The 26,121-nt window shown below is 67.7% G+C and carries 16 protein-coding genes and 6 pseudogenes; 11 read left to right on the forward strand and 11 right to left on the reverse strand.

Features of this window, described 5'->3' with window-relative positions:
• Positions 1-12: 12 nt before the first annotated feature.
• Positions 13-738, forward strand: a complete 726-nt coding sequence (locus BKA18_RS34645) for a hypothetical protein (protein WP_366048679.1) — start codon at positions 13-15, stop codon at positions 736-738.
• A gap of 120 nt (positions 739-858) precedes the next feature.
• Positions 859-1,750: pseudogene (locus BKA18_RS34650) on the forward strand (transposase); the annotation flags it as partial.
• Positions 1,751-1,753: 3 nt separating this feature from the next.
• On the opposite strand, the pseudogene BKA18_RS34655 reads toward BKA18_RS34650, so the two are convergent.
• Positions 1,754-2,050 (reverse strand): annotated as a pseudogene (locus BKA18_RS34655) (IS5-like element ISAs34 family transposase); the annotation flags it as partial.
• Between the two features lie 281 nt (positions 2,051-2,331).
• Entirely contained in the window at positions 2,332-5,067 is a 2,736-nt protein-coding gene (locus tag BKA18_RS34660; RefSeq protein ID WP_429638743.1) for a galactose-binding domain-containing protein, read from the reverse strand.
• A gap of 1,547 nt (positions 5,068-6,614) precedes the next feature.
• On the opposite strand from BKA18_RS34660, the pseudogene BKA18_RS34665 reads away from it, so the two are divergent.
• A pseudogene (locus BKA18_RS34665) lies at positions 6,615-6,794 on the forward strand (hypothetical protein); the annotation flags it as partial.
• 36 nt (positions 6,795-6,830) lie between these two features.
• Here BKA18_RS34665 and BKA18_RS34670 read toward each other — a convergent pair.
• From BKA18_RS34670 to BKA18_RS34695, 6 genes and pseudogenes are all read right to left on the reverse strand, one after another.
• On the reverse strand, positions 6,831-8,012 hold the full coding sequence (locus tag BKA18_RS34670; RefSeq protein WP_366045119.1) for a hypothetical protein: 1,182 nt from the start codon (positions 8,010-8,012) through the stop codon (positions 6,831-6,833).
• Positions 8,005-8,568 (reverse strand): tyrosine-type recombinase/integrase, encoded by a 564-nt coding sequence (locus BKA18_RS34675; RefSeq protein WP_366044878.1) that lies wholly within the window; start codon positions 8,566-8,568, stop codon positions 8,005-8,007. The genes BKA18_RS34670 and BKA18_RS34675 overlap by 8 nt, the downstream gene beginning before the upstream one ends.
• A 444-nt stretch (positions 8,569-9,012) precedes the next feature.
• A complete protein-coding gene (locus BKA18_RS34680) occupies positions 9,013-9,192 on the reverse strand; it encodes a hypothetical protein (RefSeq protein ID WP_366044879.1) in 180 nt (59 codons plus the stop codon).
• Positions 9,193-9,245: 53 nt separating this feature from the next.
• Positions 9,246-9,347, reverse strand: a pseudogene (locus tag BKA18_RS34685) (DUF5999 family protein); the annotation flags it as partial.
• Between the two features lie 550 nt (positions 9,348-9,897).
• Entirely contained in the window at positions 9,898-10,386 is a 489-nt protein-coding gene (locus BKA18_RS34690) for a hypothetical protein (RefSeq protein WP_366044880.1), read from the reverse strand.
• On the reverse strand, positions 10,383-10,823 hold the full coding sequence (locus BKA18_RS34695) for an ATP-binding protein (protein WP_366044881.1): 441 nt from the start codon (positions 10,821-10,823) through the stop codon (positions 10,383-10,385). Before BKA18_RS34695 ends, BKA18_RS34690 begins: the two co-directional genes overlap by 4 nt.
• 319 nt (positions 10,824-11,142) lie before the next feature.
• On the opposite strand from BKA18_RS34695, the gene BKA18_RS34700 reads away from it, so the two are divergent.
• The 4 genes from BKA18_RS34700 to BKA18_RS34715 all read left to right on the forward strand — a co-directional run bounded on the left by BKA18_RS34700 (position 11,143) and on the right by BKA18_RS34715 (position 15,738).
• Positions 11,143-12,489 carry an NsdA family TPR-like regulatory protein gene (locus BKA18_RS34700; protein ID WP_366044882.1) on the forward strand — a complete coding sequence of 449 codons (1,347 nt, stop codon included), beginning with the start codon at positions 11,143-11,145 and terminating at the stop codon, positions 12,487-12,489.
• 21 nt (positions 12,490-12,510) lie between these two features.
• Entirely contained in the window at positions 12,511-13,065 is a 555-nt protein-coding gene (locus BKA18_RS34705) for a GNAT family N-acetyltransferase (protein WP_366044883.1), read from the forward strand.
• 1,093 nt (positions 13,066-14,158) lie between these two features.
• Positions 14,159-14,356 (forward strand): helix-turn-helix transcriptional regulator, encoded by a 198-nt coding sequence (locus BKA18_RS34710; RefSeq protein WP_366045100.1) that lies wholly within the window; start codon positions 14,159-14,161, stop codon positions 14,354-14,356.
• Positions 14,347-15,738 (forward strand): site-specific integrase, encoded by a 1,392-nt coding sequence (locus tag BKA18_RS34715; protein WP_366044884.1) that lies wholly within the window; start codon positions 14,347-14,349, stop codon positions 15,736-15,738. The genes BKA18_RS34710 and BKA18_RS34715 overlap by 10 nt, the downstream gene beginning before the upstream one ends.
• Before the next feature lie 374 nt (positions 15,739-16,112).
• On the opposite strand, the gene BKA18_RS34720 is transcribed toward BKA18_RS34715, so the two are convergent.
• Together BKA18_RS34720 and BKA18_RS34725 are read right to left on the reverse strand one after the other, a co-directional pair.
• Positions 16,113-18,362, reverse strand: a complete 2,250-nt coding sequence (locus tag BKA18_RS34720) for a protein kinase domain-containing protein (RefSeq protein ID WP_366045101.1) — start codon at positions 18,360-18,362, stop codon at positions 16,113-16,115.
• Positions 18,363-19,061: 699 nt separating this feature from the next.
• Positions 19,062-19,187: pseudogene (locus BKA18_RS34725) on the reverse strand (IS701 family transposase); the annotation flags it as partial.
• A 150-nt stretch (positions 19,188-19,337) separates the two neighbouring features.
• Here BKA18_RS34725 and BKA18_RS34730 point away from each other — a divergent pair.
• The 3 genes from BKA18_RS34730 to BKA18_RS34740 all read left to right on the forward strand — a co-directional run bounded on the left by BKA18_RS34730 (position 19,338) and on the right by BKA18_RS34740 (position 22,862).
• A complete protein-coding gene (locus BKA18_RS34730) occupies positions 19,338-20,582 on the forward strand; it encodes an MFS transporter (RefSeq protein WP_366044885.1) in 1,245 nt (414 codons plus the stop codon).
• 166 nt (positions 20,583-20,748) lie between these two features.
• Entirely contained in the window at positions 20,749-21,669 is a 921-nt protein-coding gene (locus tag BKA18_RS34735) for an alpha/beta fold hydrolase (RefSeq protein ID WP_366044886.1), read from the forward strand.
• Positions 21,663-22,862 carry a cytochrome P450 family protein gene (locus tag BKA18_RS34740; protein ID WP_366044887.1) on the forward strand — a complete coding sequence of 400 codons (1,200 nt, stop codon included), beginning with the start codon at positions 21,663-21,665 and terminating at the stop codon, positions 22,860-22,862. Before BKA18_RS34735 ends, BKA18_RS34740 begins: the two co-directional genes overlap by 7 nt.
• A gap of 481 nt (positions 22,863-23,343) precedes the next feature.
• Here the strand turns inward: BKA18_RS34740 and BKA18_RS34745 are convergent, their stop codons facing one another.
• Positions 23,344-24,534: a 3-deoxy-7-phosphoheptulonate synthase gene (locus BKA18_RS34745; protein WP_366044888.1), complete on the reverse strand. Its 1,191-nt coding sequence runs from the start codon at positions 24,532-24,534 to the stop codon at positions 23,344-23,346.
• A gap of 1,097 nt (positions 24,535-25,631) precedes the next feature.
• Here BKA18_RS34745 and BKA18_RS34750 point away from each other — a divergent pair.
• Positions 25,632-25,895 (forward strand): annotated as a pseudogene (locus BKA18_RS34750) (hypothetical protein); the annotation flags it as partial.
• Between the last annotated feature and the right edge of the window lie 226 nt (positions 25,896-26,121).

Genomic DNA, 26,121 nt, shown 5'->3' on the forward strand with positions numbered 1-26,121 from the left:
AAAGGGGCGGTTATGGGTATACGGCTCGCGTTCAGTGAGTCCGAGAAACTCGTCGGCCGGTGCTGGGTCGCCTCCGTCCGGCTGACCAGCGACGAGGAGGGATACGACGACGGATCCGTCGTCCCACACGGGCCCTGGCAGCCCCTCACCCGCGACGATGCCGAATGCCTACAAGCCGACGACGCCACCCCGGACAGCGTCCAGATCGAGCTGATACATCGGCCCCTTCCACATTTCGCCACGGACGACGAGGACGGCCGCATGGACGCCGCCGCCCGCCTCGACTCGCTGCCCCGCGGCTGGCCCACCGAACTCCTGGGCTGCACTGCCAGCCCTGCGGACTCGGACACCACCACACAGGACTCCGCCAACGGCCTCCGCATCGGCATGCACGTCGACCAATTCGAGCGGCTCCCGTACTCCCGGCGCCACGAGAGCCGCCGACGCCTCTGCCTCAACCTCGGCCCCGGCCCGCGCTACCTCCTGCTCGCCGACAGAGACATCCAACAGATCTGCCAAGACCTCGGCGCCGACGTTCAGCGCCACTACCCCCACACCGAGGACATCCGCCGGTACGTCGCTGAAGGCCGCCCTCTGCGCTGCCTACGCATCCGCCTCAAGCCAGGCGAGGGCTACATCGCGCCGACCGAGTTCCTGCCCCACGACGGGTCCACCAGCGGTATCGAGCAGCCATCGGTCGCCGCCTTCTGGCTGGGACGGACTCCGCATATCCATTAGCCAGGCGCGACTACGCCTACGGCGCCTCAAAGCCACGCCTCGGCCGAGCCGAGCTATGGCGGGGTGCGAGTGGCCATTGGTACCCGCAGGGGCACATGACCGTGGCGGGAGCCCCCCACTGCCCCTGGAGCGTGGGAGCCAGGAGATCCCGAGATCCTGATCGTCATGGACGCCGGCTACGACGTCACCTACCTCTCCCACGTCCTGGCCGACCTGCCGGTCGTGCTGGTCGGGCGCCCGCGCCCGGACCGGGTCATGCTCCGCGACGCAGGCCCCGCGCGTTCCGGCCCGAAGGGCGGGCGGCCCCGCCGGCACGGCGGCGTCCTCACCTTCGCCAAGCCCGACAGCTGGCACCAGCCCGACGTCACCACCGGCACGGACACCACTCGCTATGGCAAGGCCGAGCGATGGCCTGGGACCGGATGCATCCCAGACTCACCCACCGCGGCCCATGGCTGGACCACGCCGAGAAGGAACTGCCCGTCCTGCACAGCACGTTGGCGCGTCTGAAGGTCGAGCGTCTGCCGGGCGACCGCGACCCGAAACCGCTCTGGCTGTGGTGCTCAGCCACCGCCGCGACGCCGGTGGACGTGGAACGCTGGTGGCAGTCGTTCCTCCGCAGATTCGATCTTGAGCACACCTTCAGGCTCCTGAAGCAGACGCTCGGCTGGACTGCCCCGAAGGTCCGCCACGCCGACAGCGCCGATCTGTGGACCTGGCTCATCGTCGCCGCCCACACTCAGCTCCGCCTGGCCCGCCCCCTCGCCGAGGACCTTCGCCGTCCCTGGGAGCGACCCGCCAAGCCCTGCCGCCTCACTCCCGCACGCGTCCGCCGGGGATTTCGCAACGTCCGTGCGGCGGCGGCCCGTCCGGCACCGCACCGAAACCGCCCAAGCCGGGCCCGGGACGGCCTCCCGGCTCGAAGAACAAGCACCGGGCCAAGCGCCACGACGTCTGCAAGACCGTCAAACGATCCGAGTCGATCAAGGAACACCAAGCCCGCCGAGGATAAACGTCAAGCTGAGTCCGGATCACGGGGTGTTGGCAGGCTGCGCAGCCGCAGGATGGATCCGCGCAGGTGCAGTCCTGCGGCGTAGCTCTCGGGTGTCTTGTCGTAGCGCGTGGCCAGCCTCTGCCATTCCTGGAACTTGTCGATGGCCGCGCGACGGTGTTGCGGGCTTTGTAGAGCATGGCGTCGTGGCTGATCGGGCGCCTTCTTCTTGCGGTTGGCGGCCTGGTGGGTCTTCTCCGGGATCACCGCCTTGATTTTGCGTCTGCGCGTGTAGGCGCGGTTGGCGCGGGAGGAGTACGCCAATCCGCAGGGTGAGGCGGCCCTTTCCAGGATCTTCGAGGCCGTCGGCGCCGTACTGACAGGCGAACCGCACGGTCTCGGCCTTGGCTGCGTATCCGGCGGCGCCGGTACCGTCGCGGTGCCGCTGACCGCCGCACTTGGTCAGCGGCGCCTGGCGCTCGGTGTCGACGGTTTCGGCGGACCGCTTGACGCCGGGACTGCCGCGCGTCGCCGGGCGTGGGCGCAGGATGCTTCGTCGTCGCCAACGAAGCATCCTGCGCCCGCTCAGCCGCTGCGGCGGCTCAGTGACCGAACAGCCTCACCTCCGCCATGACAAGCGCGGTGGCGTCGGTCTTGGTCACTTTGACGTACCTCCAGGGCCCTGCGGGCAGCGCGCAACTGTAGGTGCTCTTGTAGGGTAGCGATGTCCCGCCGACGGTGCATGCAACGGTCTTCCCCGACATGTCACTGTTGTTCGACACCCAGACTTCGAAGTTCTGCCGCTCGGTTGGGTAGTCGTAGGCGTCCTGGCGGAAGACGATCTGTGCCTGCGACAGGGTGTACTGCTGCGACAGGTCTACCTGCCACCACTGGGTCGCGCCGTTTTGGCTGGCGAAGATGGTGCCGGAGTTGCCGTCGACGGCGCTGGATGCCGGGAAGCTGGGCGACCACGTCGAAAAGGCCGTCGCCGTCTTGCCCTGGGCGACGTTGTTCTCTGCGCCGAACACCCTTACCTCCCCCAGGGCAAACGACGTTCCGTCGGTCTTGGCCACTCTGACGTACCGCCAGGACCCTGCGGACACCGGGCAGTTGTAGGTGCTCCTGTGGGCCAGTGGTGTCCCGCCGACGGTGCATGCAACGGTCTTCCCCGACATGTCACTGTTGTTCGACACCCAGACTTCGAAGTTCTGCCGATGGGTCGCGTAGTCGTAGTCCTGGCGGAAGAGGATCTGCACGACCGACAGGGTGTGTGAGGCGCCGAGGTCGGTCTGCCAATAGGCATTGGCGTCAACGGAGGTCGAGCTCCACAGGGTTCCGGCGCTCTCATCATTCGCCTTGGAGGCCGAATAGCCGGATGAGTAGTCGGTGGAGGAGGTGGCCGTCGTCTTGTACGCGAGGTTCGTCTGTACCAGACCGTTCAGGAGCCCGACGTACGCGGGCTCGAGTCCGGCGTTGGAGATGATGTTCAGTGCCGCTGTCGGCCAGGTCGTCAGGCCGACGGTGTTGTTGCCCGGCGGGGTGCTCTGGTTGTCCGGCACGGTCGAGTTGTGGGAGCGCCCTGCGTCAGAGCCGGCGTAATTGTTCTGCACGTCGTTGTCATGCGCGGCTGGAGCTCCGTTCTGGACAAAAGCCCAGTGCGGTGTGTAGCCGCCGACGACGTTGTTCTTCACGTCCCAGTAGCTGGATCCGTTGTCCAGGTACAGCGAGGCGAAGTCTTGGGAGTCCTGCTCGACGTAGTTGCCGTTCATGGTCGAGCGCGGGGACGACCCCTGAGTCCCCAGGACATAGATCGCGCCGCCGTCCCTCATCGCTGAGGTCTGCACGTTGTGGATGTGGTTGTTGTCGACGTGGTTGTCGACCATGGTGCTGGTCGCAGGGTAAATGCCCCAGCCCCAGCCCAGGGAGATGCCGGTGTAGGGGACGTTGAAGACGTCGTTGTGCTCGATGTGGGTGCCTTTTACCCACGTGGCCAGGATGCCGACGCCGCTGATGTATTCGTTGGCCACGTTGTGGACGTAGTTGTTCTTCACCGTGTAGTCGGATTCGATCGCGGCGGGTTGCTTGTAGATGTCGCCGGCCCCGATCTGGACGCCATTGCCTGAAACATCGGTGATCACATTGCCGGTCACCGAGTTGTTCTTGCCGCCCCCGTCAAAGCCGAGCCCACTGCCGCCGAGGTGCTCAAAGGTGTTCCCGCCGAACGTGACGTTTTCGCAGGAGTGGCAGGTGACGTTCGCCGGGAGCAAGCCAACGTTATCCTTGCCGAACGTCGTACTCGTAGACGTCCTGTCCGCCGCGTTGTTCGTGAAGCGCACGTTGGCCTGCGCGTCCACCAGGCCATAGTTGTCCAGGAGCCAGGTGGCGTACTTGAAACCGAGGCCGGTGAACTGGATGTGCTGCACAGGGCTGGTCGGGGTCCCTGCCAGGTTCACGAGGGTGTCCAGCTTGCCTGCGACGGCCGTGGCGGTGGTCATGTTCTGACCGTCGCGCGGGATGTAGTAGATCTCGCGGGCGACCGGGTCGATGGCGAACTGGCCCTTCGAGCTCAGCAGCTCTTTGTGGTTCTCCACGGCCGTGGGCAAACCGAGGGCGCCCCAGTTACTGCCATTGTACGCGTTGTCTTGGCAGGGCTTCTTCGCGGCGACAGTCTTGTTGGAGATCGATTCAATCGGGCAGACCGAATGCCTCCACGGATTGCCGACTCCCGAGTAAACGAGGTTGGCCGTTTCGGGGTGTGCCCAGCTGTCGGTCCCGTTACCGGTGAAGGTGAATACCTTATTTGTTGTGTCATTCGTCATCGCGCCGAAGACGGAGCTGGCCGCTGCGCTGGCGAGGTCGGCGCGCTGGCCGTTGACCCAGAGCTGCCGGGTGTTGGTGAGGGCGGCCGGCATAGCGGCCGTGTAGATGTGCTTGGTGGCGTCGGTCTCGCTCCACCCGGTGATGGCGGTGCCGCCGCTGAGTACGACGTTCTGGCCTGCCTTCGCCCGGTAGATGACGTCGTAGCCGTTCTTGCCCGAGTCGGATGCATCGAAGGTGAGGGTGGAGCTGAGGTCGTAGGTCCCGCCCGCCAACTCGACGACGAGGTCTCCGGTCATGGCCGCTGTCAGCGACCGGACAGTCGATTTCGCCTGCGCCAGGGTGCAGGGGGCCGCCTGCGTACAGGTCGTGCCGCTGCCGTTGGGTGAGGCGTAGTACGTCGCCTGCACAGCCGCGGTCGCCGGGGTGGGTTGCAGACCCCAGCATGCCGTCAGCCCGATCAGTACCGCGGACAGCCGGGCTATCGCCCGGCGAGCCCGCGGAACCTTGCGTCTTGTCATGTGGATCACTCTCCTGTGCTGCTGAATTGTGGAGCGGGTGTGCGGGGTGGTGCATGCAATGGCTCAGGCGATGAAGCGTCCGCGTCCGGCGGGGGGGGGGAGCACCGACGCGTTCCCGCGTCCCTCGTGGCCGATCCCGGTGCCGTGCACGCGTGGAACGAGACCCCAAGAGTCGACGGCCGCTTCTCGCTGCACGGGATTGGCCAGGGTGAAGGACTCGCAGGACGTGGTGTTCGGGACCGCCATACACAGGTGGGTGGCGACGATCCCGCCACCGTGGACCGCTGTGCGGGGCAGCTGCGCCCCGCACGGACATTCGATACACAAGGCCGGTGATGCCGCCGCACAGAATCGCGCTCGTGATCGGCCCTTGAGGGCGCTTCGAGCAGACTCTTGACCAGGGCGCTGAGAGAAGGGAGATACGGAGATCGTGGCGATCAGACCTGCGAGGGCCACGTTGGGGCGTAGAGCGGCAGCTTGGCCATCGCTCCTGCCGGGGTTGAGCGGCGGGGTGCCGGAGACAAGGGCTCCGAGGTCGACCCAGAGGTTCTACTGGGCTCGTCGATGCGCTACGGGGCTGCCAAGGCGGTAACCAAGCCCGTCAGGGCTGCCGGAGCCTGCACCAACCAGTTCATGACGCGTTAACGCAGTGCTGCTTCGCTTTCCCACGGTGTATCCTCCGCGGATCGTGTTTGATGCCGGATGTTACATGCACGACACTTGGTGTCAATATCTTGAGCAGATCGCGTGGCCGCGATGCGGTGGAAGCATGCAGGCGGATGGCCGCGGTGCCCGGCTCGCTGCTTGTCCACCGGCCCTGCCGACCTCGTCCGGGTGCCACGTGCCGCCAGGCCCGGGCTGCCGGCGGCGTAGCGCGTTGGCGTAGCTCTGCCCGAACTTCAGACACCGCAGCCGCACTGTCTCGGAGGAGACGGTCACACCGCGCTGGAGCATGAACTCCCCGACCTCGCGGAGGCTGAGCGGGACAAAGTCGCCAACCGTTTCGAAGGCGGCGCATTCGACGGCGAGTTCGTCGACCGTGCCACCGCCCTGAGCGCCCCGGCCGAGACTGCCTCCGGCACACTGCGAAGCCTGCGGCACCCCGGCCGCATCCGCCTGCGCGGCGCCGGGCAGCGCACCTGAATGCAGGCCGGCTGCTGGCACCTGCCGCGCCCTGCGCCGGCATCCCTCCGTGCCGGTCGGCAAGAAAGCCGGCGGTGACAATGCCCTTCTCGGCAGGACGCATCGGGTTTCCCACGGCGGCGGCCTTGACGCTGCGGAAGCCTCCGCTAAAATCGTACATGAAGTCGGAGGTTCTATATTTCGTATCCTCTTCAATGGGCCGGCGTGGGCGTCACCTCGCCGATCCCGGCCTGCCAGACCGCCGTGGCCGGCCGTGCTGCTATTGGAGCGCCATGCCCCAGATCAAGCACATCGAGATCCGCGCCTGCCGTGCTGACGCTGCGGACCCGGTCCTCGCCGCGACGCTTCCCGGTGGATCCACACCGGACTTCCTCGTGGTGACACTGCGTACGCACGACGGCTTCATGGGCACATCCTTCGGCTTCGGCGGCTTGAATGCCGTCGCTAACGGCGCCGTGCTCCCCACCGTGAAGCCGTTCTTCCTCGGACGCGACCCATTCGACCGGGAACGCAACTGGCAGGAGTTCCGCAAGTTCAACCGCAAATGGAACCACGTCCCGATCTACGCCTACGGGCCCTACGACAACGCCTGCTGGGACATCGTTGGCAAGCAGGCTGGACTACCGGTGTACAAGCTGCTCGGACCTGCGCGCGACCGGGTGCCCACCTACGCCAGCTCCATGTTCCTGCCCGACACGGCTGCCTACGCCGCCGAGGCGCTGTCGGTTTTGCAGGCAGGTTTTCACGGCCTGCTCGGGCTCGCCGATCGACCAGGTGTGCAGGTCCATGTAGAACGAACGGACCGCGAGGAGGATGCCGGAGGTGTCCATGCGCTGCTTGGTCCGATGCTTGTCCCAGACCTGGATCTCAGCCCGCCACTGGTCGTAAAGGTCCGGGCCGATCACGAAGTCTTGCTGGCCTGGGTTGATCTTCTCGATCTTCGCCCAGAACTGGCTCGCCAGGCGGCGGGACAGCGCTTCGAGTGAGACGTAGTCCATCTCCGGCTGCCGCCGGGTGAGGTAGTCGATCAGGAGCTGGCGGACGCCTTGGTGGCTGATCGAATAGCGGTCGACAAGCTGGGTGACGGTTCGCTGGCCGGTGTAGATGAACGCGCGCAACGTTGGCGGCGTCCCCAGCGGGAAGTGCTCCATGGCGTGCAGCACCTGCCAGGCCCCGAGGGCGGCGAACCGGCCAGTGCGTCCGGTGGAGCTGGGGACGACGCCCAAGCGCCGGCACTCCACCGAGTAGTGCAGCAGGGCCGAAGGCGTCAGGTCCTTCAGGGCAATACCCTGCGTGGTCAGCGCGGCCACGACATCGAACCTCGCCTTGGACTTGTGGACGTCCCGGAAGTGCTTGGCCGCCTCGACCGTCTCGAAGAACTCGTCCAGATAGCGATCGTTATGGATCTTGCGGAAGGGGCTCGGGTAGTCCTGGAATCTGTTGGCTCGCAAGCCCGTGACGGACGGGGCATGGTCGGCGTCGAAGCCGGCGGCCTTCCATCGCTGCTGCCAGGTGTCGCCGGCATGCTGCTGGAGGTGCCCGAGCAGCCGCTCCAGCCCTCGCAGACGGCGGGGGCAGTTCGACGGCCGGACGTCCCGCTTCACCAATCGGCAGACCTCCGTGATCGGGGCCCGGGACAGGTCGCCGAACGGCCCCGGGTGGACCTTGGGCGGAGGCGCCGGGGCGGCCTTGATCGAGGTGTCGAAGCGGGAGGCGGGAGCCGGGATGAACGGCTCCTCGCGGTAGTTCGTGCGCCGGTTGCGGCTGGTGTAGGTGTCCTGAGCCGTCGAGATGTCAGCCACCGAACACCACCTTGAAGTCCTCGGGGTCGTAGCCCGGGGCGATGCTCGGTCGGACGCGCGGCCGGTTGTAGTGGGCTTGCAGGGCATCGAAGAGGTCCTCGACACGGGCCCGCAGATAGCGCCCGGTGGTGGCAAGGTCGCTGTGGCGGAGCACGGCTCGCACTTCGACCAGTGTCAGGTTCGGGTCGTTGGCCATGCGCTCGGCTGCCGTATGCCGCAGGTCATGTAATGCCCAGTTGGTCTTCAGATTGGCGTTGGCCCGCTGGATGACACGGCGCATCGCCCAGTAGCTGAGCGGCTTCTCCGGCCCACACCGGGCCCGGAACACCGGATCATGGGCCGGCGGCAGCCCGGCCGAGTCGAGATAGGCGGCAAGCACCACCAGGGACTGTGAGCTGACGGGGATCGGCTCGCGCAGCTTGGTGCCCTTGGAGGTGACGTAGACGATCTGCCCTTGCCAGTCGATGTCCTCCGGCGTGATCCCAAGCAGCTCGGCGGCGCGGGCCCCGCTGGAGACATAGAGCAGCACAGCGGCCCTGTCTCGGTCGTGGTTCATCGCCGCAAAGAATTCGTCCCACATTGCGTCCGGGATCGCCCGCGGGTCGCCCTTGGGCACCCGCTGCCTCAGCCGGGCGCGGCGGAAGGGCCGCCCGGCTCATCCGGACTGTGATGGGCAAGAGCCTGCCTGCGGGCGGCGGACTGCGGCACCGGGTTGAGAACCGGTCCGCGGCCGTGCTCCTGGTGGAAGTCGTAGAAGCTGCTGAATGGTTGATCGTGGTGGGCTGGTAGCCAACCTGAAGGTACCGCTTGCCGGTGCGTGGGTTGACTGAGCCAGGCGGGGGCGAAGCCGGGTTGCTCCGGCGGCGCTGAGGATTCGCTGCCGTGCGCAGCCATCCCACTATGGCGGCTACCTCCGCCTCCACCGCTTTCTCCCACGGGACGCCGAGGAACCAAAGGATGCGAAACCACCGCAGCAGGTCGTATGCGTAACTTCTCCCCGTCAGGGGCTGTTGTCGCTGAGCGATAGATCCCGCAGGTAGGGCACTACCGGATCGACAGGATCCCCAGCCTCGTCCATCACCATGTACGGCGGGTGCTGAGTCTCCAGCTGGATCACCGAGCCGATCCGAGGCACGTCGGTCCGCCCCTCGATCAGCTGGTGGTGCAGGCTCCCCGTCACGCGGGCCTCCTTGAGCAGACGAATGTCGTCTCGCCCAACGAGTGCCAGAAGGTGCAGTTAACAAACCAGCCCTGCTCCGGGTGGTGCGCCACCAGGTGCGCGGCGTCCCGATCAGTGGCGTCGGCTGACGGGCACGGGGGCTGATGCTGGCACATGGGAGAACTCCGGGATCGGGGGTCTGGTTACGCCGTCGGGGTGAGCTGGGCTGTCGCTTCCGGCCGACCCACTTCAGGGCAGGTCGTGGCAGGCTGGCCAGCAGCCCCGGGCACCTGGGGTGGGGGTGCCGGTCTGGTCCCTCGCGGCTGCCGGCCATCCACCGGCGCCAGGAGGAGTTGAGGCGTCGCCTCCACCGAAGGCGACGGGGCTTGGCCTGGCTGATCGTCAGGAGGCGGTGCGCAGAGTGGAGGAGGACGCGCAGCCGCTGTCGTGCCGGGTAGCTCTTGCTGACGTGGGTGCCATCGATGAGAACGCGGGCATGTTCGACTGCGGCCAGAGCCGATGAGGATTGCCCGGCGCGTCCTGTGCAGATCGGCAGGAGATTGGCGATCATCGCCTCCACTGCCGGCACATGAACGCTGGCATAGAGCGCGGTGTCGACACCATCCAGGCATTCGCGCGCCGCGAGAATCACCTGCCGGGCATCCTCGCGCACCATCTGATGCTCATCCCCGTGCACCGCGGCCGTGATGACCTCCAGCAGAGTCGTCATTCCTCGTCGTCTCCCATCAGGTCGAGCAGAGCCACGATCGCGAGGGCGTATCGACGCAGGTGCGACAGCGCCTCGCCTGGAGACGGCCGTTCGTTGCGCAAGGCGATCAGGAGGCGCAGCTCCTCAGTGGGGTAGAACGCGACGCGGTGCGGGGCGACCTGCATAAGCAGGCGCGTGGACCGGCGGAACCGGTCGGCGATCCGCGCCGCATCCTCCGGGCTCAGTGGAGCGACCTCAGGTGGCCGTCGGCGTGGTGCAGGCAAGCCGAGCTTGACTAAGAGGCCGTCGACCTGCCGGGCCGGGGTGGCGACGCCAGGTCGGCCGCTGAGGATTTCTTCAAGGGTGGCGATCAAGTCGTCGGGGATACCCTCGTCAGCGAGGGAGCGGGAGAGGAAATGGGCAAGTCTGCGCTTCCCCACGTCCCTTTTGGAAACCGGTCGCCCCCGCAACTCGGTGGTGGCTGCGATGCCGAAAGCGACCATCATGACCTCCCAGCGGGGGCACGGAAGACGCACCACGTCGTCGTGCCGCCGTCGCTGACGCCCCACTCGTGCGCGAGGACGGTGACGAGGAGCAGGCCGCGGCCCGACGCGTCGTTGTCGGCGGCGCGGCGCATCTTGGCCGGTGTCGGGTTGCCGTCGGTGACCTCGATGCGCAGCTCGTTGTCGGGGTACCGGACCCGCAGCCCGACACCTCCTTTGCCGTGCTCGACGGCGTTAGTGACCAGCTCGGAGACGGCGAGCACGATGTTCTCGGCCAGCGGCCCGGGCACGTTCCACAAATCCAGGAAGGCGGCGGTGATGCGGCGCATGCAGGCGACGCAGGCCGGAGCTGGGGCGAAGGACACCTCGAAGGAACGCGAGGTCGAGGACTGCGGCAGTGTGTCTGCAGCGGCCCGCGCGACGGCTGTGGCGGGGCTCATTGTGTGCCTCCCAGGTGGACAGGGTGGGGGAGTCTCCTCCTGATGCCTGCCGGAGCAGTGCAGATGCCACCTCGGTGGCCGCTTGTGCACTCTCAGCGAGGAGCGTTACGAGCCTGGCAAGCGGAACCTGGTCATACCTAGCCCCATTTCGACGCCGGACTTTCGCCGGATCGGAACGCCGGTCGCCGGACTTTCGCCGCTCATTCGCCAGATCAGTGCCGGCTTCGCTAAGTACCGTCGATCCGGGGCAGGTTGAACCAGACGGCGCTCTACCGTCAGCGGTGGTGACGTACTGAACGTCAGGGAGAAGGGGAGCACCATGCGCACACTGCTCCGGCACCTGCTCGACGAGCGCGAGTGGCACGACTACGACGTGTTCCTGCCTCGTTTCCAGCAGGCAGCGCGGGAAGTTGCAGAGCGTGAGGGCCCTGAATCCCTGGCGAGGCTGGAGCCGGCCAAGCGGACCTTCCAAGGGTGGTACTACGGCGATCGCCAACCCAATGTCGATGCGCGACGAGTCCTGGTGCACCTGCTCGGCCACACCATCAAGCAGTTGTGGACACCGGTGCCAGAAGACCCGGGGCCCCAGGAACCGGCCTCGCAGTTTGGTACGGCCGCTACCCATGCCGAAACCGGCGTGGATCTGCGCGATATGAGAAGGACGGGCGTAATGGCTGCAAGGCGTGCAATGGATTTCGCCATGGGGGCGGAACGCGAGCTGGTAGGCGAGGACACCCTCGGATTCCTCGGTGACGAGGTGTCCCGGCTCGCGGAGGCATACCCCAAGGTCCCGCTGTCGGAAATCTGGGACGACCTGGCACAAAGCCAGGAGGAAGCCTTCCGGCTCCTGGAAAGCGGCCGAGCCAGGCCCTCCCAGGCCCGTGACTTGCTGTTCATGGCCGGCGTGCTGAGCTTCATGATGGCCAAGGGCTCCCACGACATCGGCGACCCCAAGGCTGCCATGATGCAGGCTCGCACCGCGAGCTTCCTCGCCCGCCAGGCCGAGCACACCGGCCTCACAGCCCTGGCCGACGGCCTGAAGTCCCTCATCGCCTACTGGGCCAATCGCCCCGAAGACGCACTTCACTACGCCCAGCAGGGCGCAGCAGCAGCGGAGGCTCTGCGGGGCACCGTGACCCCGTGGCTGTACGGACTCCAAGCCCGCGCCGCCGCCTTGCTCGGCGTCGAAGACACCGTCCGCACGGCCAACCAGCGGGCCCTCGCCCTGCGCGAACAGGTCGTGCCAGACGAACTGGACGCGCTTGGCGGTCTCTTCACCTACCCGGAGATCAAGCAGCGGTACTACGCCGTCGAGGCTGACGTCCTGCTTGGTCACGGGGATGCCCGTGTCGCCCGTGCCGCTCAGGAAGCCGTCGATGGATTCAGCGACCCTTCCGATCCGAACTGGGCATTCGGAGACCAGGCCGGAGCCCAGTGCAATCTTGCCCTGGTGCGTCTGTACGGCGACGACCTGGACGGTGCTGCCGAAGCCGTCCGTCCCGTCCTGGAGCTTGCGCCCAGCCACCGCAACAACGGCATCGTCGTCTCGACCGACCGCGTCCGCGCTGCCTTGTACCGTGGCCCTGTCCACGACGCGGCCGTAGCCCGCGACCTGCGCGCGGAGATCGAGATGTACCGGCCCGCGCGCCCTGCTCTGCCGAGCTGAGCACCGGTAGAGTCCACAACCATGTACCCGATCAGTCGTCGCGGCCCACGTCTGGAGCTCCGTGAGCTCACTGTCGACGACGTGGATGCGGTTCACGCGATCTACGGCAGCGCGGAAGCGACCGAGCACCTGTCTTTCGAGCCGCGCTCGCGTGACCAAGTCGGGCTGATCGTCGCTCGGTCGATCGCCGCAGCCACGGCGACTCCGCGAGACGAGTACGCGCTGGCCGTCATCGAACGGGACACGGCCGGACTGATCGGGTTCGCTCGCCTCGCCCTCGACCCGCACCAGCATCAGGCCGCCACGATCGGCTTCGCCCTGCGTCCGGAGACCTGGGGGGTTGGCTACGGAGCCGAAACTGTGCAGCTCTTGCTCGAAGTAGGCTTCGACGAGCTGAAGCTGCACCGAATCTGGGGCGCCCGAGCCCCGCACAACTCCGCGTCTGCCAAGACGATGATCACGGCTGGCATGCGAGAGGATTACACGATCCGCGAGCACATTCAGAAGGGCGGGCAGTGGCGCGACTCCGTCGTGCACACGATCCTGCGCCACGAGCGGCAGCCCACCCAGCGGTGATGTAGGGCCTTCGGTCGCCCCATCCGGTAGTTCCCTCGTGCGCTCGTGAGCGTGCTGATGGGTCGTGATGACTCAGCCTCCAGCGCGGAGGAGCGCGCCGTCCAGGCGCCGACGGGCCGGACCAATACCAGTTGACGGGATCTGCTTTGAACAGCCCGTTGGAGCGCGCCGCGCCGGCACTCGAGAACGCGGCCAACTTCGCCCATCCCCGCGATCGGAGGAGAGCGATGACGTACAGCGGCCTGGCGTCAAGAGCCGCAGCCAACTGGGACGAGGCGGGCGGCGCTCTGAGTCCGGTCCGCGGCTCCGCTACGGTGGATTGTGCTGCCCACATCCGGTTCCGTGTTGGTATTCCGCCCACGGCAGACGCGAAAGAATCTCGAAAGACTGGAACCCTCTCCGGGGCTATGTCAACGTACAACACCTCGGAAACATAAGGCCGGTGAGCGGCTTACCGGGTGACCCGATGAGGATTCTCTTCTGCCGATGCACGCGCTCCGATCCGTCCAGCTACCGCAGCGACTCTCTTCAACCTGGGCGTAGGTAACGCGTGGGCCGTGACCATCCAATCCAACTACAGGCGCTCTCGTCGGCTGTCTGTTTGTGCGTCTGCGCGACTGGCATTTTCGGACAGGACTTGGCGCAGCGGGGGTACCGCCTCGACCACCGCGTTCTTGCCTTGCGGCCAGGCAAACCGGATCGGTAAGCCGTGTGATGGCAGAACCGGTCGGTCGGGCGTTTTGTTGCCGCGAGGCTCCAGTACCTCTGCGAGTAAGAGCTACTGGTCGCAGGCCAGAAGGGGATCGAGCAATTGAGGTCCTACCGTTTGGTGCCGTGGCTGGCGGTCGAGGAACCTCCCAGCGAGATGCAAGCGGAACATAGACCACGATCGCCGGTTGGCCAAACCGGCGATCGTGAAGAACATTGTGGTGTTCGCAGCGGCTGTGCTTGGTGGTGGAGCCGTAGCGGACGCGGTAGGTGTTTCCTCGCTTGTCAAGGACGGGGTGCCTGTCCGTCCCACGTGAAGGGGCGCGAGGGGCTGCTGACCGCTGCGCTTGACGCGTTCTTCACACGTCACTTGAGAAAGACTTCGATGCCACGCCCCCCTGCGCTCAAACTTGCCGAGGTTCTTGCAGAGATCCGTATGAGCCCGTCCGCGTTCTATCGCCTTCGGGCCCGAGGTATGGCGCCACGGATGATCAAGTTGCCCAATGGAGAACTACGCTGTCGCCGCGCCGACTTGGACGCGTGGTGGGAAGCGTGTGAAAGGGATACGCCTGCATGGCGATGAGCTACAAGGTTCGCTTCTGGGAAATACGCGAGCGTCAAGACCGCCGCAAGGGATTTGAAATACGCTGGACGGTCAACGGCCGAGAAAAGTCTGAGTCCTTCCTCACTAAGGGGCTTGCAGAGAGCCGACGCGCCAAGTTGATGACAGCGGCTCGCGACGGTGAGCCGTTTGATACCCGGACCGGCCTGCCGGCATCCGAGCTGCGTGCTCTGAAGCAGCGGACCACGTGGTATGTCCTAGCGCGCGAGTACATCGAGCAGCGTTGGGACCGCACCCCTGGAAATACTCGCCGGACACTCGCCGATGCTCTGGCCACTATTACGCCGGCCCTCGTGGACCCGGGAGCCGGTTACAGGCCGCCGCGAGTACTGCGCCGTGCCCTCTATTCGTGGGCCTTCAACAAGAAGGCGTGGAACTCCGATCCGCGGGAGGAATGGAAGGCGGCACTGGACTGGCTGGAACGGCACTCCCTACCGGTCAGCGAGCTCGAGGAGCCCGACGTACTGCGCCGAGGGCTTGATGCTTTGTGCCGCAAGGTCGACGGGAGCGCCGCAGCGGCGAAGACCGTGAAGTGGAAGAAGGCGGCCATCAACGAAGTGTTCGGTGTTGCCGTCGAGCGAGGTTACTTCGGGCAAAACCCACTTGCCGGACTGCGCTGGACTCCTCCCGCGGTTGCCGACGAAGTCGATCCGGAATGCGTTCCGAACCCTGCCCAGGTCGCCCGGCTGCTCGCCGCAGTCAACGCGCTCTCTGGTCGAGGCCCACATCTGTATGCCTTCTTCGGCTGCATGTACTACGCGGCGATGCGCCCCGCCGAAGTCATTTACCTGCAGAAGTCCCAGTGCCGCCTTCCTGCCGCTGGCTGGGGCCTGCTGAACCTCAAGGGCGGTGTCGTGACAGCGGGAAAGGAGTGGACCGACAACGGCGCCGTTCATGAGATCCACTCCTTGAAGCGACGTGCGGCCAAGGCCACACGACCGGTCCCGATTCCGCCTGTCCTCGTCCGCATGCTCCGCGAACACCTAGAACGCTTTGGCGTGGCACCGGATGGACGCGTGTTTCGTAACGCGGCGGGGAACTACATCGATGCCTCGGCGTACGGCATAACGTGGCGCCGAGCACGTGAGGCCGCGCTCACCCTCGATGAGCTTGCCCTTGAACTGGTGCAGCGGCCTTACGACCTGCGTCATGCGGGCATCTCCTTTTGGCTGGCCTCCGGGGTCGACCCGGCCGAGTGCGCGCGTAGGGCCGGGCAGAGCATCCAGGTTCTTTTCCGCTACTACGCCAAGTTCCTCGCCGAAGCACGCCATCATGCGAACCGCCTGATCGAGGACTCCATGCAGCGGTGGGACGAGTGCGAGGACGCGCCAGCGGGTCCCTGAGGGCGGAGTTGGCCCGGAAATGCCCCGGAAGAGCTGGTCAGACGTGGGCCAGGGGTGGGAGGAACCGGGAGTAAGGCCAAATTTCGTCTGGCGGCCCAGGTGCATCCCGACAAGGGCGCCTGCCGGGCATCTGCCCTGGTCAGGCGCCCTTTCTTTGCGTCTAGAAGAACCCCAGCTTCTTCGCCGAGTAGCTCACCAACAGATTCTTCGTCTGCTGGTGGTACAGCGCTCATAGTGGTGCTGCAACGGGTCAAAATGCCCGATCTGAAGCCGAGTTGGTCCGCACCTGGCCCGGATCTTGGTACGTGGTGCCAGCGGCGGAGGTCCCCGCGGTACTGCCTGGCGATGTGGCAGCCGCGGTCCAGCCACCGGGGTCAGCCCGACTTTGGCGGCTTCTGCGCGTCGAAAGCGAAGAGAGTGTTCTTGGCCGCGGCCACGATCACCGCACGCCCCGAAAGAGTCACCCGCGGGGTTGCGCCCTGCTCGCCCGTCAACCCATCGGCCTGCGGATCTGTTGTCCACAGGGGTTTGCCATCGTGCGGCGACAGCGCGACCACCCGTCCGGTGGCCGAGCTGAAATACAGTGCGTCGGCTCCCGCGACAGGACCCGACGCGCCCTCCACGCCAGTCTGCCGCGACCACTTCTTCCGGCCGGTCGCGGGGTCGAGTGCCGTGACGAGACCGGTCTGCCCGCTCACGTAGACGGTGCTGCCCGCCATGCCGGGCGTCCCCGTGTACGTCGTGGCCAGGCGGGAGTACGTGACCTTCTGCGAGGCCGGGTCGACCCGTGCCACCCCGTTGAAGCGGTCCAGCTCCGTTCCCCCCATGTGCACGTGCAGGAGTACGAGCCTGCCGTTGGCGACGCCCATCGGCACGGCGGGGCCGTTGACCGTGATGGGCCTGCCCAGTGTCCCCGAGGCGCGGTCGACCGGGTACAGGGTGGGGTGGCGCACCGCCAAGGCATCCACCTCCGCATCCGTCGCGCACATCGCGACGAGCTGGGGGCCCACCGGGACGGGAGCGCACTGCTTACCCGCAGGGAATGGCGACCTCCATGTGACCTGACCGCTGTGCGCATTGCGGGCCTCGAAGCGGGAGTGGGAAGCGTCGACCGTCACGACGTCGGAGCCGATCACAATGGCGTCCTGAGTCCGACCCGTGACGGCCGTCGACTGGGCGCCGGACGGCACGGACCACAGCTCCCGGCCGCTGTTCGCGTCGATGGCCACCACCTCGCTGCGAGGGTCCTGCGGGGCGCCCTGGGCGGCGAAGCGGTAACCGAGCACCGTGTCGTCGGTGGCGCCCACCAGGTACATGCCATTGACGGGGACGCCGGGGCTCTTCGCCGTCCACACCCGCGAGCCGTCCTTGGCCCTGATACGGGCCGCGACAACACCGCCGCCCCCGCAGAACAGCGCGTCGCCGTGCGCGACGCAACGCAGCTCGTCGGGTAGGTCCTCGCGACCGCCCGGCACGGTCCGGTGCCACGGCTTGAAGCCGTCCGGAAGTGCGGCAACCGGGGCCGCAAGGCTGTTGCCCTGGTCGCCGCCGCTGTTCCCCCCAAAGCCGCCCGCCGTCAGTGCCGCGACTCCTCCACCGATCGCTGCCACCGTGACCGCGACCGCAGCCGCGAGCGCGGGACGCCATCGGCCACGCGGTCGGCGGCCGAGGGAGGTGTCGACGCTCCCCGTACCGGGACCGGCCGGGGTGGCGGTCGGGGCAGTCGGCGCCGGGGTGGCCGGCGCCGCGAAGTGATGCTGGGTGATCATGTCGCGGGTGCGGCCCGCACCAACTTCCCTCGCGTCGGTCTGGCCGAGGTCGGCCGGCAGGTCCCGTAACAGCACGAGGAGTTCGTCCGCCGAGGGGCGCGCATCGGGCTCCTTGGCCAGGCACAACTCGACGACCGTGCGCAAGGCCACCGGCACGTCCTCCAGCGACGGCACCCCGTGCACCACCTGATACGCAACGATGTATGGGCTCTCCGCGTCGAAGGGCCCGTGGCCCGTCGCCGCGTACGCCAGCAGCGTCCCCAGCGAGAAGACATCGGACCGCGGTCCCACATCACGCGGCGCCTGCAACTGCTCCGGGGACATGAAGGGCGGCGTACCGATGACCCGCCCTGTCACCGTCAGCGTCTGCTGGTCCACGGCGCGCGAAATGCCGAAGTCGATGACGCGTGGGCCCTCGGGTGAGAGCACGACGTTCGAGGGCTTCAGGTCACGGTGGACGACCCCCACCCGGTGGATGTCCCGCAGCGCCTCCGCCAGCCCGATGCCGAGCCTCCTCAGCTCCGCTCCGCTCAGCGGGCCCTTCGTGGCGATGCGCCGGGAGAGCGTGTGCCCCTGGATATAGCTCGTCGCCATCCACGGCTGCTCGGCCTCAGGGGCAGCGTCGACCACGGCGGCGGTGAACGCGCCGCTCACCCGCCTCGCCGCCGCCACCTCCTGCCGGAAGCGGGTGCGGAACTCGTCGTCCGCCGCGAACTGCGGGTGGATCAGTTTGATCGCGACAGGTCGCCCTGAACTCGTACGGGCCAGAAAGACCGTGCCCATGCCACCCGAGCCGAGCCGGGCCTCAAGTGGATAACCACCGATCTCGGCTGGATCACCTTCGCGCAGCGACACTCTTCCCGACCTCTCGTCCCCCGTGTACCCCTGCCACCACGAGCCTGAGTACCAGTCCTGCACACAAACTAGCCGCTCCAGCGCCCGTGCCTGACATCCCTCCCGCTCCGTCAGTTTCTGCAGCACCTCCTCGAAGTGCTGCAACGCCCGCCTGCTCGGCCCATTGCCGGCAACTTCTCCGCTCGACGCCCGACAGCAGCCCGAGCAGGTCCGCACGTGACGCAGCCCGGGGCTCAACCCGTCTGAACCTGCCCGCAATCGAGCCATGACCTCGTCGAACTCTGCCCGCCACCGGGCGGGTCTACGCTGTGGCCCGCGGCCCCGGCGGTCCGTGCGTGCGTCCGGCTGGCCGTCTGTCCGGACACGTACGCCGGCAGGAACGCTCCCGGGAGAACCGCCGACGCACGAAGGGGCGTCCGCGCGTACGAGCTGGGCGAGGACATCGAATTGCTCGCCGGGTTTCCCCGTCCCACTCCGCAGGGAAGCTCGTGTCCGGCGCCGAACACCGACACGTTCCAGCCCCGGACTGCTGTCGGTTGGCTCGCGCGCCAGTGGTGCTCTTCAGCGAGGGTGCGGCGCTGGGTGAACCGCACAGGGTGCCAGCGACGCCAGTGCGTGCCGGACGGGACCTGGTTGAAGGAGCAGGTGCCCTCCAGCCGGACTTGGTCCAGATGCACGGTCCCGGTGAACAGGCACCCCCAGCAGCAGCCCCCGCAGATAGACCGCACCCCACCGGCGCTGATCCACCCGCCCGAACGGCTCGAACATCTCCGCCGCGAAGTCCTCCAGATCACACCGGACTGCGGCCAACTCCCCACCCAGCACACCCGATCGACGACACCACCGATCAAGAAGACACGCCGCCGCCACACCAACCCGACCAAGCCCTACTAGGGGCTCGTAGGGGTTTTGGCCCCGTCGCTGGCTCTGGTTGAGTCAGGGGCCCCCACGTTGACCCTCCAGGAAGGACTCCACGTGGCTCAACCGATGAGCGGCGTCAAGGACCTGATGAGGGTTCCCGGTCTGCCCCAGCTGTTCCTCTGGTCGATGCTGGGCCGGCTCAACGTGTCGGCTCTACCGATCGCGCTGTCGCTGATGCTGGTGCGCTGGAGCAACTCGTACGTCGTCGTCGGCCTGGTCGGCTGCGCACTGACCCTGGGACAGGGCGCGGCCGGGCCCCTGCGCGGACGGGCGGCGGACCGCGGTTCGACCGTCCGGCTGCTGGTGATCACGGGCGTCGGCTACACGACGGGCTTGGCCGTGATCGTGACGCTCGCGGCGAGGGCGCCCGCGTCATGGTGGCCGGTGGTCGTGGTCGTCGCGCTGGTGACCGGGCTCAGTGCCGTGCCGGTGTCACAGATCAGCCGGGCGGTGTGGCCCAAGATCGTCGGCTCGGAGCTGACCTCCACGCTCTACACGGCTGAGGCGACCGCGTCGGAGGTGATCACCACCACCGGGCCGCTGCTCGCCTCCCTGGTCATCGCCGTCGCCGGGCCGTATTGGGCGGTCGGTGTCACGGGGCTGCTGGCCCTGGTCTCGGCCCTCGTCTTCGCCGCCGCGCTCGGCCGCGCCGGCGTGGGCGGTGAGCCGTTGCCGCAGCGCGGCGAGCGGCTCGCCCAGCGGTCCCTGCTGACCGAGGGGCCCTTCGTCCGGGTGGTCGCCATCTCGATGCTGGTCACGGCCGCGATCTTCGCCGTCAACCTGTCGGTGGTGGCCTGGACGCAGAACATCGGCCGTCCCGCCTTGGCCGGGGTGCTGACCGCCTGTTGGACGGCCGGCTCGCTGGCCGGCGGGTTCGCACTGAGCACCTTTGCCCGGGAACTGCCCCGGGCGCTGCGGGTGGCCGGGATGGCTGTCGGGATGGCCGCTCTCGCTGTCCTGCTCCCGCCGGTTCTGGGCACGGTGCCCCTCTGGCTGGTCGTCGTGGTGCTGTTCCTCGGCGGGACGGCCATCGCGCCGACTCTGGCGGCCACCTACGAGCAGATCGCCGAGGCGTCCCCGGAGGACCGCAGGGCGGAGGCGTTCGGCTGGATGGCGACGGCAACCGCGGGCGGCGGCGCGCTGAGTGCGGCACTGACCGGGGTGCTGCTCGACTTCTCCGGGCCTGCGCTGCCCGTCGCCGCCGGTGCGGCGCTCGTCGTCGTCGCACTGGTGCTGACCGTATTCGGCCGCAAACCGCGCGCACCGTCGGCCGAAACTGTCGAAGAAGTCACCGCATGATCCGGCCTCGCCCCCCATCACCCCGTATTCCACTGGCCGACCGGCATCCGTTGGTCCACCTGCCGACGTACGCCCGGAAGACGGTCGAGCAGGTTGGCGTGGACCCGCCCGCGGGCCGGCAATTCCCTCACCGTGCCGGGCCACCGGCGGATCGGAGAACGCAACCATGGCCGACAGCTTTGCGGCCGAAGAGGTCAGGCAATTCTCGTACCAGGGCTACGAATTCGCCTGCCGGATCGTTGAGTGCCCGACACCGGTCACCGAGCCGATAGTCGTCTTGTGCGGGGCGTTCCAGAACATCCGCAGCTACCATCGCTACGACAAGTACTGGCACGACTCGGCCACCGTCATCTGCATGGAGCCGCCGGGCTCGTACTCGCCCGATCCGGTGCCGCGGACCGTCGGGTACGACTTCGACGCCGGCGCGCTGGCCTATCTGCTCGACGAACTGGATCTGCCCCGCATCAATCTGCTCGGCGTCAGCCTGGGCGCCGCGCCCACGCACCGGTTCGCCCAGGAGTACCCGGAGCGGCTCGCGCGGCTGATGCTCACCGGCGCGGCGTGGGGCGACACCGCACGTCGCGGGGCCGCCGAACTCGAACACTGGCTGGGGCTGCGCCGGGCGGACGAATTCGGCCGCACGATGGTGGAACTGTGCGTGAACGGGGACCCGACCCGGACCGTACGCAATCGGGAGGCCGTCCGGCGCGCTCTGCTCGACCATCTGAGCACGGCGTCGGAGGCTGAAATGGTGCGGTACCTCGCCGTCGCCCAGCGGTTGGTCGACCATCCGGCGACGCTACCGGGCCGGATCTCCGGGATACCCGCCCTGTGCGTGACCGGGGAGCACGACGACCTCGCTCCCCCCGACCTGGCGCGGAGGATGGCCGCCGACATCGACGGCGCGGCGTTCACGACCATTCGCGAGACCTGCCACGTGTCCTTCCTGGAACGCAATGCCGACTGGGCCGACCTGGTGCTGCGGTTCTTCACCGACCAGCCGCTGGCCGGCCTCGACTACCTCACCGGCCTGGAACATCCGGCCGGTCGCCCCGAGCACGAAGAGACGGCGTCCTCCGTATGGTGACCGTCGACCTGAGCGCGTACGGCCCCGGTTTCTTCACCGATCCGTACCCCTACTACGCCCGGCTGCGCGAGGCCGGGCCGGTGCACGAGATCGTCTTGGCCGACGGGGACCGGTTCTGGCTGATCGTCGGCCACGACGAGGCCCGGGCGGCCCTGGCCGATCCACGTCTGGCCAAGTCCCTCGAACCGCCGAGCGAGGACGAGCGGCACGTCCTGATCACCGATCCGCCGGACCATACGCGGCTGCGACGGCTCGTCTCGCGGGAGTTCACCGCGCGCCGGGTGGAGGCGATGCGCCCGCGCGTCCAGGAGATCACCGACGGTCTCCTCGACGAGATGGTGGCCGGGCGGCGGCGAGCCGACCTGGTCCCGTCGCTGGGGTCCCCGCTGCCGATCACCGTGCTCTGCGAACTGCTCGGGGTCCCGTTCGCCGACCGGGAGGACTTCCGCGGCTGGACGGAGCGGGTTCTGGTGCCGGCCGAACCGGACACCATCGCCTGGTGGAAGAGCCGGGGATTCGCGCAGGCCGGGATGGCCCTGACGGACTACCTGAAGAACATGATCGAGGACAAGCGCCGCTCTACGCCCACCGGCGACCTGATCTCCTCGCTGTTGCGGACAACCGCGGAGGACAACGACCGCCTGTCGGCCGCCGAGCTGCACTCGATGGTGTTCATCCTGATCGTTGCGGGCCACGAGACCACGGCCAACCTGATCACCAACGGCGTACGCGCGCTCCTGGCACACCCCGAACAACTGGCGGCGCTGCGTACCGACCCGGAGGGACTGATCGACCAGGCGGTCGAGGAGATGCTGCGCTACGACGGCCCGGTGGAGACGTCGACCAAGCGGTTCACCCTTGAGGCCGTCAGCTACGGCGCCACGAAGATCCCGCCAGGGGAGACGGTTCTGGTCAGCATCGCGGCGGCGGGGCGTGACCCTGCGCAGTTCGAGCGACCCGACACGTTCGACATCCACCGCGGTAGGACCGGCACCCGCAGTGGCCACGTCGCCTTCGGCCACGGCATCCACTTCTGCCTGGGTGCCGGGCTGGCACGGATGGAGAGCCGGGTCGCGATCCTGACCCTGCTGCGCCGCTGTCCCGACCTGGCGCTCGACGTCGATCCGGCCGGTCTCGACTGGCTGCCGGGCATCAGAGTCCGGGGTGTACGCAGTCTGCCGGTGCGTTGGTGAGCGTTCCCGCACGCTGAACCGGCCCGGTCGTCCGGGTGGGCGACGTGGACGGTGCACAAGCGGGCGGTCGACCTCGGCTCCGCGCGTAAAGCGGGCGATCCGCCGATGCTGAGGGCTTCGGTTCGTCACGGCCGTTCGTGCGAAGGAAACCAGACGCCCCGTCACGGCGGCCCCGGGCATGCCCGACCCACCGCAGACGGAGCCTCGGCCGTGACCGCCGCCGACATCGCCCCCGCCTCGCTTTCGCCGAGCAGGGCACCGCCGTGGGATCAGCGGGGTATGAAGGACTCGCCGTCGCACGCCCATCCGCACGCCTGGGCTTCCGCGCCGCCGACACAGCAGCCTTCCGATCGCCGACCAACCCGCGCGATCGCGCATCAGACGCGGATTCCAGCGTTCCGCGGAAACCACTGCTCACGACCGAGCGGCACCTACGGTCCCGGGGGCTCGGCAAGGTGAAGGCCTTGCCCGCCGTACGTGTTCACGGGTCTTGGCGCCACCGGGAGACGAGTGAGACGGCCTGTTCAGGGTTGAGGCGCGGGTCGCACAGCGTGGTACGGCTGACGGTGGGGGAGTCGAGGGCGCGGAAGTCGGGGGCGCATTCGGTGACGTCGTCGGGTGTGGCCTCCAGGTGGAGTCCGCCGGCGATGCCACCGGCGAAGGTGACGGCCCGGCAGAAGGCCTGCACTTCCTCCGCCATGGTGGGCAGCAAGCGGGTCTTGTGGCCGTCGGGGGCGGTGACGGTGTTGCCGTGCATGGGGTCGCACAGCCAGATCACCGGGTGGCCGGCACGGTGGACGGTCCGGACGAGCGGGGCGAGGCAGGAGCGTGCCGCATCGGCCCCCATGCGGGCGATGAGCGTGAGGCGGCCCGGACGGCGCTGTGGGTCGAGGCGGGCACACAGCGCGGTGAGGTCGGCCGGGGTGGTCGTGGGACCGACCTTCACCGCAACGGGGTTGAGCACCTCGGAGATCAGGTCGATATGGGCACCGTCGAGCTGATGGGTGCGCTTGCCGATCCAGGGCCAATGGGTGGAGCCGAGGAGACGTTGTCCGTCGTCCAGGTCACGGACCAGGGGGAATTCGTAGTCCAGGACAAGTGCTTCGTGGCTGGTCCAGGTCGGAAGGGAGGTACCGGTACCGGGGTGGTGTGAGTCGCCGGCGGGGCCGCGCCAGCCGAGATGCTCCATGACGTCGTGAGCCGCCCGGTAGGCCATCAGCATCCGCAGGGGGTCGTGGCGGCGGGCGGCGAGGTCGCGAGTGGGGGCGTTGACCATGTGTCCGCGATAGACGGGCAGGTCGACACCATCGACCGGTTCGACCGGGTGCGAGCGGGGCTTGGCGAACTGGCCGGCGATGCGCCCCACGCGCACAACCGGTTTGCCGGTCGCGGCCTGCAGGGTGTCGCCGAGCAGGTGAAGCAGGGCGGACTTGCGCGAGACATGTCCCGCCGTGCATTCGTCGGGGTGCTCCGCGCAGTCACCGGCCTGGAGGACGTGAGCCTCTCCTCGCGCCACCCCCGCCAACTGGTCACCGAGTCCGCGGACGTCCTCAGCCCTCACCAGAGGAGGCCGCTCGGCGAGGATCGTCCGTACCCGCTCCGCCTGGAAGGGGTCGGCCCATTCGGGCTGCTGCCTGGCGGGATTGCGTGTCTGCGTGACGGAGCTACCCACCACAGCCTCCAGAGTGTCGGGAAGGGAACGTAGGGAATGCAGAGAAACGGGCGGAGCGGCCTCGACGGTTAACCAGCCGGCACTCGCCTCGAAGAACATCCCGAAGTGCCATGAATCAGCCCTGCTCCCGGAATGCCTGATGGGGAACACCGGTACAGGCTGACTTGACTATAATCAGCCCGCGAATGGCGCACCTCGCGCGCTGGCGAAAACAGGGGGGTGGTGCGGGGAAATAGGGGGGAAACCTAAATATTAGGGGTGAGTAAACCGGGCCTTCGAAATGAGTGGGGGTGTGCCTTCCGTAGGCTCCGCCGAGTGGTTTCATGGTGGGAGCGCAGGCGCTCTTCGGCCTGCCGGCCTGTCTGGATCTGCCGTCCGTAGGTCCCCATCCGGTCCAACTCGGCATGGAGGGGGGTGGGTTAGTCTTCGGTGAGGTCTTCCTTGTTGCGACGTAGGAATTTCCCGGTCATACCCGGGTCCTGGCCGCCGCCCTGGTGCGGGCCTTCCGGCCGCCCGGTCGCTCGCCGCTCAGGCCCGCGGGGCGACACTACGGTCGTCCGCTGCCGCCTGCCGTGCCTCTCCCTCGCGGGGAGCGCCGGCATGTTCAAAAGGGCAAAGATCTTCTGGGAAGCTGGACTCCGGACCGGGCGTCCATGCAATGTGACAGAGCGAGATCCGCCGAACCGTCCGTCCGGTCCATTCCGGATCCGAGGAAGTCAGTCATCCACAGAAGTTCGGATGCCGCCAGTATCCGGACATCCTTTCTTTCCGAGTCCTCCGTGGCGACGCAGATCTCCAGAATTCCAGCCGAATCCGTAGCGATGAGCAGAGGGGGATGGAGAGTGGGCGTGCTGACACTGGGCTCAGCGTGGCTCCGTTCCCGTCACCGCCGCACCCGCGGTGAATTCTCGCCACCGCTTGCGTGGTGAGGTCTCCGCGGCCGACCGGCCGTCAGGAACGATGAAAGGCGGGGGAAGAGAGAAATGAGGTTGACGTGCACTTACGCGTACAGGGCACTTCTCAGACAGGCGTGGACGGGGCGATGTCGCCGCTCGGTGGTCTGAGAGAACGCCGGCTGCTCACCTGTCGTCGCCGAGTGCCCGCTGGGTGAGCGGCTGAGCGGTCGGCTGATGCCGGCGCTCCACCGGTGCGGCCGGCGGACCGACGTGCTGTCAGTTTTCGGGCACCTCGGGCGAACTGGTGGAGCGGTTCGGACCGGAGCCGTCGGGGGAGCCGCGTCGTCCGGAACGCGCCATCCTCGCACACGCTCCCGGACCTGGAGGTGCCGACGGCCGGGTCCGCGAGGGGGAGTCGAAGGGCGCAGGAGCGGGGCGGGGTGCCGCCACCTCCTCGCACCGTAGGCGCCATGTCGGCCGGACGCCTCCGACGCCCGTGACGCTCCGTCCGTGAGCCGTGTGCCGGCGCGGGTCGGCAAGGGTCACAGGTGCGGGCACCGGGTGGTGTCCGACCGGGTGGAGGGCGGCGAACGGCAGAGTACGAACCACAGGTTGACGGCTCGGGGGGGCGACATTTCCGAACTCGACCTCGGTATCCAGCCATTGAGGCATTCCAGGGGCGACAGGTCGG

The sequence above is a fragment of the Streptomyces auratus genome, assembly GCF_050433025.1.
In the GTDB taxonomy this organism is placed as follows: domain Bacteria; phylum Actinomycetota; class Actinomycetes; order Streptomycetales; family Streptomycetaceae; genus Streptomyces; species Streptomyces sioyaensis.

Bases quoted from the DNA above. Each gene is read 5' to 3' on its own strand.
- BKA18_RS34735 (WP_366044886.1), top strand. From the start codon at position 20,749: ATGGCCGACAGCTTTGCGGCCGAAGAGGTCAGGCAATTCTCGTACCAG.
- BKA18_RS34645 (WP_366048679.1), top strand. From the start codon at position 13: ATGGGTATACGGCTCGCGTTCAGTGAGTCCGAGAAACTCGTCGGCCGG.
- BKA18_RS34705 (WP_366044883.1), top strand. From the start codon at position 12,511: ATGTACCCGATCAGTCGTCGCGGCCCACGTCTGGAGCTCCGTGAGCTC.
- BKA18_RS34715 (WP_366044884.1), top strand. From the start codon at position 14,347: ATGGCGATGAGCTACAAGGTTCGCTTCTGGGAAATACGCGAGCGTCAA.
- BKA18_RS34660 (WP_429638743.1), bottom strand. From the start codon at position 5,067: ATGACAAGACGCAAGGTTCCGCGGGCTCGCCGGGCGATAGCCCGGCTG.
- BKA18_RS34710 (WP_366045100.1), top strand. From the start codon at position 14,159: ATGCCACGCCCCCCTGCGCTCAAACTTGCCGAGGTTCTTGCAGAGATC.
- BKA18_RS34690 (WP_366044880.1), bottom strand. From the start codon at position 10,386: ATGATGGTCGCTTTCGGCATCGCAGCCACCACCGAGTTGCGGGGGCGA.
- BKA18_RS34695 (WP_366044881.1), bottom strand. From the start codon at position 10,823: ATGAGCCCCGCCACAGCCGTCGCGCGGGCCGCTGCAGACACACTGCCG.
- BKA18_RS34675 (WP_366044878.1), bottom strand. From the start codon at position 8,568: ATGAACCACGACCGAGACAGGGCCGCTGTGCTGCTCTATGTCTCCAGC.
- BKA18_RS34740 (WP_366044887.1), top strand. From the start codon at position 21,663: ATGGTGACCGTCGACCTGAGCGCGTACGGCCCCGGTTTCTTCACCGAT.
- BKA18_RS34700 (WP_366044882.1), top strand. From the start codon at position 11,143: ATGCGCACACTGCTCCGGCACCTGCTCGACGAGCGCGAGTGGCACGAC.